Raw genomic sequence first — 13127 nt, forward strand, 5'->3', positions numbered from 1 at the left:
ATTGGGTTTAGGCCCTACACTCGGCCCACAGCTCATGGTTGGGATTGGCAATGTGCACCGCTATCACTTTCATAGATGACAATCGTTCCGAAAGAAAATCACTAGGTTTACATGATGGCTTCTGCCAACAAGTTTCTGTATATCTACTACTGTATATCTACTATGGCTCAGTAACTACTTATCAAACACATTGGCCCAAGCCTGATTTTATACAGGCCACATCTCTGCACGGGCGCCGTTTCAACTTTGAATCGCTCAGCTCATGACTGTATGGGATATGCAGGAATCACTTCCCCAGTTTCTGCATTAATTCGGATCACATCACAAGTCGACCAATGAGTATTCCCTTCGAAATCAACAACTTGCCAACTGAGCATAAACTTATAGTAGTATTCTCCTGTAGTTTCGTCTTTGAAGAACACTTCACCGCTGGGAACCACATCCAGCAGAAACCCTATCTCCTCTGCAATATCTCCCTCATGAAAATTCCAATACTCGCAGGCAACCTCATATGCTTTTTCCTGAGAAATAGGCGGATACTGCAGTGTGGCTTGCTGTGTACAGTTTGAGGAAATCTCAGCCTCCTCCAAATTAATCACAACCTCCTCAAAACTAGTCGGCATATAAATATCAGCAACCATAACATAGGCACAAAGTTTTCCTTGTCCATTGACGTATGGTGTCCAACCCTCTCGAATAGCAGAAGACAAGCTATTTTTCAGGCCGTTATTAAAATTCTTGACATACTGTTCATCATAAAAAGCCCTATGATCAGATCCATATGTCTTCCAATAATATAATCCTACCGCCTGCTCTGTCATATTCATGAAGGTTTCTTCTGAATATCCAAATATAGCAGAGACAGCTTCGTTGGAAGCTAGCATGCCAGAATTAGTGTCAATATTGTACACCATATAGCCCATAGAATTCGGAAACTCCTCAGAGAATTGGGCTTCTATTACGAGAGATAGCAAATTATTCTTCATAATCCACTGATAATCAATTTGGATGGTACGCGGTTTTCTTCCCTCATCAATAACATCGAGACAGCCTTCCAGATCCCATCCTCCAGTAAAATAATACATGTCATAAATTTCTTTGTTTAAGTTTGCAATTGACTGTCCACTCAAATTAATCTGAGGAATTGCGTAAGAATACCCATTCCGCTCGATACGAAGTGCATCCGTCACAAGATAATCTGGATCAACAAAACACAGGTTAGCTATGACCATTTCATGTTCTTCCAACACAACTGTCTGAGTTTCCACACCATATGCTTCAGATTGAGCAAATACACGATACTCCCCCGGCGGAAGTAGTACTGAGTATGACATCACTTGCACTATATCAGCTTTTCCCGTCTCCTTGTTCCACATTGCCTCTGCACACGGTTCCAACTGGACCGATGAGACAACTGCTCCCGAACTATCTGTCACTTTCACTTGAGAAACATCGAGCTTCCCATATACATCATTCCCCCCACGGAGATATACGAGGCCTGAAATCGACCCAAATTTCTTACCCTTACTAGTGTCCCATTCAGACTGCTGTTGTGCCATATTCACGGCAACATTCGCATTGATGATGGCTACCGGATCAGTATCTTTCTCAAGCCCCGTCTGCTCCACATCTGCTTTATCTATGGTCGATGTAGTTTTATACATGGAAGTTAGCAAAATGCACCTTACCTGTTCAGCAGTAAGACTTGGGTTCACTGCCCAAACCAAAGATGCCACTCCTGTCACCATTGGTGCTGCCATAGATGTTCCGTCCAGACATGTTGTAATGTTGTTGGGAAAACAACTCAATATATCTTTTCCCGGGGCATAGACATCCACACGAGGTCCTCTGTTGGTAAAATACGTAGGTACATAGTATCCGTTGCTCCACTGAGCTGCTCCAACAACAATAATGCGATGCGCCACCACTTCATCTGCAATTGCGGCAAAAATATCGTAAGAAGCATCATATTTTTTCCCCACGCTACTCTGATTTCCGGCAGATTTGCAGATGAGGAATTCCTGTCCAGCATCTATATATTTTCTAAGAAATGTCTCCATGGATGAGGAGTTTATTTTCAAAAACTCTTGTAAGGCCTTGTCTCCATCCTGAGCTCCACGCAGGGCATCACCATACCCCATAGAAATGTTGATAACCTTTGTCCCTTCATTCAGTAGCGTTGCTAAGCTACATTTTAATTGAAAAACGCTTGACCAATTTGCTTCTTGGATGTCCTTTGCTTCCTCACTCATCAAAGCATATCCGTAGAGCTGTGCTGAAGGGTTAATCCCTGTAATCCCCTGACTATTTCCATCTTTTGCCCCAATAATCCCTGCAACATGAGTTCCATGAAAGGTATCTGATTGCTTGTCCTGTCCGCTAAATTGAACATAAAGTTGACCTACTGTGCAATTGCTCTCCTGGTCAACCGGATTGTTCCAGGTTTTCACGAAGAGCGGTTCTTCCAATTCCTTGCACGCAATATCAAACATACTATCTATCAATCCTACTTTTACCGGCTGTAACTCTAAATTCGAATCCCACACCGAAGGCATCTCGATGGCCTCTGCCCACCAATTTAACCCAGAAGGGTTACTTTCGTCCCAGGTATTATTTGTGTCACCATTCATGCTATAATCATCTGTCCACGGGTCATCTCGATAAGAGACGGTTGTGGGCCCCAATTTAGAAACATATTCTAGAGAAACCGTGGAAACAATATCACTTTCTTCCAAACCTTGTGCGACACTCTGTAGTTCCTGGTAGGTACATTCCTTTTTGATTTCTATTTGATAATCTCCGGTCTGAGAAATATAGCCGATCACCTCTCCCTCATGGCTCCTAACCAGCTCTTCGATCTCTGGATAGGAGATGCCTTCCTTGGACGTAAGCAGCAGGCGGGAATCAACATACTCAGCTCCATTTTCCTCTACCACATCCTCCGATTCAATTGGGGTATAGTACGCCTGAAGTTCGCTGATATTATTTTCATTTCGAATTTTCACTATAAAAATGCCAGAAATGAGTACAGCAGCGCAAAGAAAGACACCAGCTCCTACAATAAGCATCTGTTTTCTGTTCACTGGCCATTACCTCCTTATCTGCAAAAAAGTAGCTGTTTTTTCTCTCAGTCAAGAATTAGCGACACTGACTGTAGCCATTAAAGACTTAGTCGTGTTTGGATCTTGTGCCCATTGATACCCAAACAAGTACCCTTTGTATATAAAAGAAATCGAATAGAAACAAGCCCCACTATCAACGCTTTCGAAGTACTCCGGCTTATTCAGTATAGTGTCGTTCCCCACTATCTGTACTAATTCCAGATATGTCATGCTGCTGGTCAATCCATCCAATAATGGCGTCTCTTCTCCAGCACTTATGGTATATATTGTCATATAGTTATTAATTAGCTCTGATGTGTAATATCCTCCATAGTTTACATCTTCCGGAATATCAGGTCCCTTCAAAAAGTACCAAGGAGTTCCTGCAAATTGAATGAAAGTTCCTCCTTGGTAAGAACTTAACGTGTAATCCTCGCCATAAAGTTCTATAAGCTCTCCAACATATCCACCCAAGAAAGAGGCCGCCCCTTTGATCTCCCCTCTTTCTTTTACTCTGGCTGGAATTCCGCCTACTTGGCACAGGAACACCTGCAAAGGGCTATCTGCTCCACTCCCCAGTTTATAGGTATCAAACAGAAGATAAACCTTTCCATTCCTGACATAATACTCATACTCCTCCAATCCCCAGGTGGAAACAGTTTCCTGAACGTCCTCTGACATCTGATTTCTTTGTGCCAGGCACAATACAATGGATTGTAAATCTGCCTGCAAATTCTCCTCATCTGCCTCCACCAGCTGAGCCAGTGGAACAAATTCTCCGGTAGCTAGTGAAATAACATAACCATTATAGTCTTTACGGACGACACCACCCATGTACCACGTAGAGGTTTGTAGAAAAGAAATGATATCATTCCCTTGGTAGGACAGTGCAGTCTCGATGGTGTACTGGTATGTTTCTTGATTTGCATAGGCAGCAGGAATATATGCATCCAATTTCTCGATGATGAGTTGATTTTGATACTCTTCATAGTCCTTGTACAGCTGTTGGTTGACTTTTTTGAATTTAGGTAGTTTCTGGTCAAATTTCACCAAATCGTAAAACAGAGAAACACCGTACTTTTCAGAGGCATCCAATTTAGAGTGGTCTTTTCTCTGAATGGAGTATAACAGGCCAGCTTCTGTGAGAAAATTCTCAACATCAAATGTAGTCGCATTATGATTCAGCCAGTTAATGGCCGCCTGATTATCATAGGTGGGTGCATACTCCTCCTGGGAATATGACAAGAGGTTCACCAGATAGTTGGCGAAAAGCGTCTGTGCATTGGTCAGTGCCTCCTCTAAATCCTCGTCAAATTCAGCACCTTCATACGCTTCCATGGCACACCTGATGTACAAAATCGCGGCTGCCCGTTTCATGTAGGGGATATCTGTATCTGAAGCATAATCCAACAAATATAGATAGTTTCTCAATTCCTTCTGAACAAACGTATATGTTTCATAAGCTAAGGTAAAGTTCGCCTTGTCCGAGGCTCCCAGCATATAGTCAATAGCTTTGGATGCCACAACAGCCAGAAGGTTCGCACCTGCACCGCCTTGGGTAATAAATTTTTCCAGAGTAGTTTGAAATAGCTCAGATGTCACATCATACGCCCACCCCCTGGTAAAGTCAGAAACCTTTTCATCCATGGTTCCATACCGATAAGTCAAAACTCTGTCACACGCTTCATGCGCACTGTAGCTGGATGAATATTCAAAGGTTGCCTTCAGTGCCGCCATCGTGGATTCTTCGGCATCCATCACTGCAGAGTACATGGTGCAGGCGTCTAAGACATAGGACAAACTGGCCTCAGCCGCAGTTTTAGTATAGGTTTCCAACCAATCTTCCAGGCCTGCTTCGTACCCTCCTCGTGGATATTCCTTCACCACCTGCTCCAGAACTTCGCCTTTGATTTCTTTTTCCTTGGCGTATTCAGACAGTGGTCCTTGGTCGTCAATCAATGTCTGTGCCAAATCCAACACTGCCTCGGTGTCGTTTGTAACTTGATTGAAATCCGCCACTTTTTCCAAAGCGCTGTGCAGCGTTCCCTCTTCTGCCAACAAGTGCGCAAAGGCTTCCTCGTAGGCGGAAATCTCGTATTCTCCGGCTAACACGTCCACAAACACCGAAAAGTTTACAAACGGCATAATCGAGTATGCATGTGCGGCCGTAGACATGACGGTCCATGCTGGCCCCAGATCTTCCTGCATCTGACCCAGAACTACTTTTTTGTCGTTCAATACCGCCTCAATGACAGCTTCAAACTCCTTTGGAACTTTCAAAATAGTGGCTTCCAGATAAGGGTCCCCTGCCTCCAAGCAGACGCCTGTGGCTACTGTGGCATCTTGAAGCGGGAGGTACACCTGCTCCCCCTGCACCACACAATCATCCAAGCCTGTGGTATAGAGAATAATCCCAGTGTCCCCTCGGGACAGAGTCACCTTGCGGCTTGACTGTTCTAGCTGACAATCTGACATTGCACACAACCCTTCCGCCTCTACCAGCCAGGTATCCTTGTTCTGAAGAACATTCAGATATGTATATTCTCCGTGACATTCCAACGGAAGCATATAAGTGGATTGATCCGACGGTGATGCCTTAGCTTCGGGGATGAACGACATCCCCAAGCACATTACCAGAAATAGCGCTAACATTTGCTTCAGATATCCAACATATCGATGTTTCATATCACGACTCACCTCCCACTAGCCCCTGATATACCGAAAAAACTCCTCCGCTTAAAGCATCAGCCAATTCCGGACTGCTCTGAATCACATACACAGACTCACCATCCGTTGCTTCTTGTATTGTATATTGAAGTTGAATCTCCTTGTTCACACTGGGGGCCGTTCCCTGCTCAATTTTCTCCATGCATTGTGTGTAAAACAAATCTGCATCCGTAATATCTGTACCACATTCCTCTCCCAGTTTCATGACATCTACATAGGTAAAGGACACTGTGGCCGTACCAGATTCATGATCCTCCGATAACACCCGATACTCAAGCGCCTCCAGCACGACGTTACTGTATTGCATGCTAAGGGGCAAATCCTCTCCCAAGTTTTTTTCACCCTCAATCCGTCGGTCAATGGCTGCTTCCAGCGGAGAATCGGATGCCCCACGAGTCAAGGACCATACCCCCACCACTCCTGCACAGAGTATGATAATTGCACTCACTGCCAATATGATTCTAACTTTTTTCTTCATTTTTCTCCCTCATCTTCATTCACAGCACTCTATACGCCGCATGGTTCTCTCTATTCCTAGGATAGGTCATAATGTTCCGATTTATTTGCATTTGGAGCTAATCTAATGCCGTTCACCATATAACCCATCGTTTCTTATAAGTACGATGCCCCTGATGAAGACATTAGCACAGAGGCACCTGCTTTTCTCACTTCATCAACCTCAACCAGCAGAGTAAACTGCAAAGGACAAAATAGGCTCAAACAGCAATCAATCGTACTACCATTCCAACATATTTCGAACATCCGAAATTCTGTACCCTCATGTCTACTTTAACGTGATGTGCCTGGCGTTTTTCTAATCGCCAGGCACATCACATTTTGTAACTTGCACTCCCCTTCTCGTGAGAGAACTCCCATCATAGCGGTTTCGAATGATCCTCGAAGGGCGTGGAATGTTCTAGTTGCATTCCTGTTGACAGTGGGTATCTGGCCACGTACTTTCGGAATCCCCGACCATATTCATCCTCCCGCAGGCGGGAGCTGATCTCCTCCCGCTTGGCGGCGGCCGGCTCTCCAATCAGATAGGCATATTGGATCTCCACCCATTTGGCCATTCCCTCATAGACCTCCAGTTCCATATCCTTCCCGTACTTGCGGACGATCTCCTTGTCGTCCCAATGGAGGTACTGCCAGATATGGGTCAGCTCGTGGGCGATAGTCATGATGGAACTCACCCGAGGCGCACCGTTCTCCACCAGGATGGAATATCCGTCACCGTCCCGAATGGCCACACCCAGGATTCTGCCATCGAATTTCCCAGTGGGTACAAAGGTCTTTCCCAGCTTCTTGTGCAGCTTCTTGGAGTTGACCATCTGCACCCGCACCGGCTTCATGATCCGGGCCCCGAAGAACACCTCCATGTTCCGGGCGATAGTGCGGTAGAGCTGGTCAAACTCTTGGGCCGTTTTCACCGAGGTTTTACCGCAGGTGGTGCAGCGCTCCCGGCCATCCGACAGCACCTGGTAGTCGGTGCCCATCAGCTCCACCCCGCAGAAATCGCAGAAATGGCTACCAGGCTTGCGGGGATTGTAGTTGTTCTCAATCATCTCCGCAATCTCTTTCCCGCTTCTGGCCTGCTTCAAGGAGCCGTCTGCATAGCCGTGCTCCTTCAGGTAGTCCCAGGTTTCCTGCACGTTCAGCTGCTCCGGTACCTGTGTCCCGCCGTACAATAGGTAGTACCGCTCATGATAGGGCTTGCGCCCCATGGCCTTAATCTCCGTGGGTTTCAACACCTTTTCCGGCTCATACTCTAACGTGTCGTTGGCGTCGTTAGGCTGGCTCTCGTCCATGGCGCTGGAGTACATACTTCTGCTCTGAAGCGGCGCATCCTTTGGCTCCTGTCCAGTGAGCTCCTCTGCCTCCTGTCCGACGGCCTCCCTCGGCTCCTGTCCGGCGGGCTCCTCCGGCTCCTGTCCGGCGGGCTCCCTCGGCTCCTGTCCGGTGGGCTCCTCCGGCTCCTGTCCGGCGGGCTCCTCTGTTTTCTTCTTCCGCCGGAACAGCTTTTTGAAGAACTCCCCAATGCACCGGAAGAAGCCCTTGATTTTCTTCCACAGACGTCCGATCCAGGTCTTGGGCTCAGGCTCCGCCGTTGTCCCCTCCGGGGGATCCGGTAGGGTGTAGTCCGGCACTTCCGGCTCCTGAGGCGGCTTGAGGCTCTGCTCCACCTGCTCCATATGCCAGTCCAGATAATCCCAGATGATTTCCAGCACACGGGTCAGGTTTCGCTCCACCGCCTCCAGAAGCCCCAGATCCATCTGGCTGTCCTCAAAGAAGTAGAGGCTGTTAGGGTTCAGCTCCACCCCGTCCTGCCCGGCCACGCGGTACGTGAACGGGAGTTCCGTCCCAGAGGCAACGGTCACAGCGATATAGGGGTGGTTTTCCGCAAACATGGTGCGGAAGATCTCATCAAACAACAGCGCAATGGTCTGACACACCGCCCCATCCACAGGCTGGGGCAGATCCACACGCAGGATGCGTTTGTTGTAGTAGGTGCGCCGGGGAATGCCGTTGAGCAGCACCTTTCGGCCGTGGACGAAATCGTTGTACCGGTCCATCTCCCAATACGCCGGCGTGTCCACCTGCAAATCCGCATACTGACGGATCACCCGCATCCCGTTGACCTCTCGCTGGTCACCCATGCCCTGGGCATCGACGCAGCGGGTGATGACGTAGCTGCGCTGCTGGCGGTAGGAACGTCTGCTGGTGATGTGGTCGGCGGCGCGTCGGAGCAAAATCCGGCCGTCAGTGGTCACCGACTGCATCTCGTAATACTTGCCATGGAAGGTGAAAAACTGTCCGGGCAGATACTTTTGGAAGATCTGACCCCGAAGCTCGGTGCCCAGGTACTGTCGCTCTCCGTGCTCATCCTCGGCAATGTAGCTGGCGCTTTGCAGATCCCACAGCAGGATCTGTTTGAAGTCCGGGTCGGCAATGTGGAAGTACCGCTCCATTTTCCCGGTTTTCATGGAGAATTTTTTCTTCACGCAGATGACATCAGGCCCAAATTTCAGGGCCTTACCATAGGCCTCCCGCCGCAGGATCCGGTCCTGGGTGTCGTCTTGGCCGCTGGAAATGGGGCGGTTGATGCTGCACACCAGATCCCAGAAGGTGTCCTCCAGCTTGCCCTGTGCCTGCTCCACCAGCATCAGCTCCTGGCGCACCTCCTCCTCAGGCACCATACCGGCGCTCATCCGCAGGCACAGCCGCAGCACCACATTCCGCACCGTTCTGGCATAGTCCGCCACCACATAGGGGATGGCCTTAGGATCGGTGTTGAAGATGCTGCCGTTGTCAGCCATGTAGTCCTTGAGCAGGTACTCAGGAGAGATGATGTTGATGAAGCTCTGCTCAGTGGCACGGGTGGAAAAGTCCCGCTTGATCTCGAACATATTGCAGGACTCATCCTCCACCGTGATGTATTGGTTTTTTTGGATTCTGGCATTCCAAAGGTTGGGGGAAGTCTGGAAATAGTCGTCGATGCTCTTTTGTGAGATGGGCAGCCCGGCGTAGTGGAGCAGATCATAGTAATACTGCTTGACGATCCAGTGCATATCCGTCACCGGAAATGCCTCTCCGCCATACCAGGCCGTGTGGGCCACCTGATGCTTTAGGCCCGCAAAGGACAGCTCGGTGCCCACGCCCAGATACCGGGATACATTGGGCAGCATCCGGTGCTGCAAGTGCTCCCGGTCGGTCTCCCAGCACATATAGGAGCACACACCGTCGTAGCGGTTGGTGGCCGCCACCTCGCTGAGACTGGTCATCAGGATGTGAGAGAGGGCATCCACCAGACCGTCACAGTTTTTGTCCACCGAGCAGAAGGTGATATTTTTCCCTTCCCGTCTGCACGCCTGCACCAAAGAGTTGAGGCCGATTTGAGCGGTTGTGATCAGACGGGACGGCTCCACCAGCACGACAAATTCCACCTGTGAGAAGAAGTCCTCGTTGGCCTCGTGGAGCTTCAGGTCGTGAACACTGGATCGGGTCACAATGCCCACGTCCAGCTCCTGGGCGGTGTGGGTAAGCACCCCCACCCGCCACATCTGCTCCACATTGGTGACCGCTGTGAGGCCGTCCTCACACCACTGCTGCAAATCGTCCTGGATGCCATGCCGGCCCAGCACCACCAACACCTTGCGATTGCGCAGCAGGGTACGGTTCATGGAATAGGACACATAGGGAATCAGGTCATAGTAGAAGGGGTTGTTGAACAGAATACTCTTGCCTTGCAGCAGTTCCAGACCGGACACCAGATAATTGCGGTCCAGCGTCCCGCCCCTGGCCACCTGTCCCTGCATGAACAGGCTGTACGCCTCGGCAATTTCATCCGAACCTGCCTGCCATTCATGGAGCAGCTCCTCGTTGGTCTGAAAATCCACCTCCATATGGGTGGCGTCCGTCCCCTCGGCCTGGAGCTTATCTCCGAAGAGCTTGCGCAGCGCCTTGCGCAGCAGAGAGTAGTTGACCACGTTTTTGGCATCGTCATCCTCCCCCTCCACCTGATCCTCTTCCTCTTCTCCTTTGAGCAGTCCGTCCACAAAGAAGTACATCTCACCCAGGATGAGAATGGCAAAGACCGGGTAAAAAGGAACGCCCAGCAGCTGGTTGCGGTACAGCACCCCGGAGACCAGCATGGCCAGAATGGACACGCCCACCGCTCCATAGTAGAAGAATTTCAAATAGGTCCGCGCCTGGCCCAGGTGAGGCCGGACATACCATACCTCTGAACTTTCCTCCTCTCTGGTGTAAAACAGGCCGCTGAGCGTATCTCCCAGAGCCGTGGATTTGCGAAACACCCGTTTGAAAATGGCCAACAGGAGTTTCTTCACAAGGAGAAACACCAACATGATCACTGCGTTGGCCACAATACACAGCCAGAACATGAGCTGGCTGGAGGCCAGCAGAGTACGGATCCCCTCCGCCAACCAAGCTGCAGCCTCACTCAAAAAGCTCAGGTTGCCGTTGAGGGCCGCTTCGCTCCAGCTCTGGACGCGATCCAACCACCCCGGCACCAGGCTGAGGATCCAGGCGATCCACTGGTTGATGTAGGACAGTAGAAACACCGCCGCAATGCCGTACACCAGGGTCACGATGGGCATAAGCAGCTGTCGGTTCCGGATTTTCTTGGGAAGATTGGCCTTGGCGTTGAGGAGCACAAAGAGCAGGAACGGAAGGGCCACAGCGCACATCACCAGCAGAAATTTGATCCAATCAATCATACAGCTCCTCCATTCTGATGGTGACCCGCCGCACAAAGTCCACCGGTACGGAAATCACATGGCCAGGCTGCACAAACTCGATCTGGGCGTCCCGGTTCTCCTCATGGGGAAGGGGATACGGATAGTCCACCGGTCTGTGAAAATCATACTGATACGGTGTCTGAGGTTCCACAGGGGGCTGGGTCAGGAATTTCCCAAACACCTCATGCAACTCCTCCCGGCACCGAAGGATGTCCATCCGGTGCTTTTTCAACACCTTGATTTGCCCAACCTCTGGGTCCTCATGGGACTGGAATTTGTTGAGCACCTGATAGCCACGCATGACATTACAGCCGTGGCTGAGATACTTGGAGAAAAGGCGGGTGACAGAGGTCACTTCCTCCACCAGTCCCTGCATAGCTGCGTTGTACTGGCTGAACTTTCTCTTCAGCGCTCTGCGCAGCACGTACAGGCCCACCAATCCGATAACAGCCAGCAGTCCCAACGCCCCCATGGTGAGCCAGATTGCCCCCATGGTCTCGGACGTCTCGCCCGTATTTTTTAGGATTGAGGGTAGAAATCCCACCAAAAACAGGCCAAGGGCCAGAGCCCCCAGGGCAATGGTGGTCTTTCTGGTCATTCTGGCGTCAATTTTTTTCTCCACCTCTTGGGCAGCCTCGTCCAGCTGCACCTCGTAGTCGGAAATGTCCGTCAAACTCCGGGTGGGGGTGGTGACCATGCTGAGTTCCTCTGTCTGAATGTACTCCGCCACGTCCTCCAGCTGAAACCGGTTGAGCTCCCCCACACGGTCCAGATCCACGTGGTTGAGGTTGCGCACATCATCCGCCGCCCGTTTCACCGCCCGGCGGGGCTGTTTCATAAACCGGTGCAGAGCCTTCCTGGACCGGGCGTGCCCGGCGCTCCACACGGACAGCTCACTGGTGGGGCAGTCTGTGGCCAGGCCCAGCCCCCGGTGATCCACGTAGAGGTCCGTCTCCTCAAACTCCCGGATCATGGTCACCGGAACGGTGACGTGGGCACAAAAGATGGCCTCCGCCTCCTGGTCAGACAGGCGGCGCCTCGTTCGATTCTCCAGCTGATGTATCTTCTGAGTAAGCATCTCGTCCGTGGCCGCCAATTTTCCCTCGTAGCGGCCAAACAACTCCCGCAGCCGCTGCTCGTCGTCCTCGCTGTTGAGGATATAGAGCCGCCGGGGCTGTAAACTGCCCTGGGGCACCTCATGGTTGGCCAGCAGCAGCAGCCCATAGAGAAACCGGATGTAGTCAAACGTGTAGTTTTCATGGTTCTTTGGCAGAATGTCAAAGACCAGGTAGCGCATTTTATCAAAGTAGAGATTCCAGTCATAAAACCGGGAGTACTGGTGATCCACGTGGGAAGTCCACAGCGTGCGCAGGGCACGCTCCTCATCCACGTAGGTTCGTTTGGCCAGACACAGCACTTGCGCGGGCACCGCGATTTCCAGTTCATACCCTGCGGTGATAGCCCTGCGCAGTTCCTGTTTGTACTCCGCCTCCTTCTGATACAGGGCAAACTCCGGGTCCTGGTAGGTCTGTCCCTTCTCCACATTGATGAGAGGGCCTTGGCAGAGATAACTCATCAACCTGGTCAGCGGCTGCTGGGCTGCCAGGTCAAAGGCCTCACGCTTGCGCTGCCACACCGTGCCCAGGTACTCTTCCGGGCTCTGGCCCGGCTGATGCTGGGGCGGGGTATATCCCACCCGGTTGAAGGGATTCTGCTGCTTGAGTCCCCCTTCATCACACACCACGATGACGCGCCATTCTTCCCGGCGATTCACCGTCTTGCGCAGCTGGGGCACCATGTCGTCCAACGCAGCGCCGTCTGGGACCCACTGGCAAAAGGCAACTTGTGTGGATGCCAAAAAGGGCTGCAAAAACATATGGAACTCCTCGATGGCGCTGATATGCTCTTGTTCCGCAATGACCACCGTAAACATCTCAACTCACCTCCATCGCTGCTGTGAGATCGTGTATCCCAAAGTAGCTAATTAGTTTGCCCCTCCGGCCGGAGAGAGGTAAAGTTGGCAGATTTGGTAGCACCGCAT

At 50.7% G+C, this 13127-nt stretch carries 5 protein-coding genes; all 5 read right to left on the reverse strand.

All coding sequences use genetic code 11. The features are described 5' to 3' along the window. Window positions 1–260: 260 nt before the first annotated feature. Entirely contained in the window at window positions 261–3083 is a 2823-nt protein-coding gene (locus B5F98_RS00135) for a S8 family serine peptidase (RefSeq protein WP_087369102.1), read from the reverse strand. A 48-nt stretch (window positions 3084–3131) separates the two neighbouring features. Continuing rightward, window positions 3132–5786, reverse strand: a complete 2655-nt coding sequence (locus B5F98_RS00140; RefSeq protein WP_087369103.1) for a hypothetical protein — start codon at window positions 5784–5786, stop codon at window positions 3132–3134. Between the two features lies 1 nt (window position 5787). Further along, on the reverse strand, window positions 5788–6306 hold the full coding sequence (locus B5F98_RS00145) for a hypothetical protein (protein WP_087369104.1): 519 nt from the start codon (window positions 6304–6306) through the stop codon (window positions 5788–5790). Between the two features lie 397 nt (window positions 6307–6703). Next, window positions 6704–11065 carry a hypothetical protein gene (locus tag B5F98_RS00150; RefSeq protein WP_087369105.1) on the reverse strand — a complete coding sequence of 1454 codons (4362 nt, stop codon included), beginning with the start codon at window positions 11063–11065 and terminating at the stop codon, window positions 6704–6706. Beyond that, window positions 11058–13019: a hypothetical protein gene (locus B5F98_RS00155; protein WP_087369106.1), complete on the reverse strand. Its 1962-nt coding sequence runs from the start codon at window positions 13017–13019 to the stop codon at window positions 11058–11060. Before B5F98_RS00155 ends, B5F98_RS00150 begins: the two co-directional genes overlap by 8 nt. Window positions 13020–13127 lie beyond the last annotated feature (108 nt).

This window comes from Pseudoflavonifractor sp. An44, assembly GCF_002161675.1.
GTDB lineage: Bacteria > Bacillota > Clostridia > Oscillospirales > Oscillospiraceae > Enterenecus > Enterenecus faecium.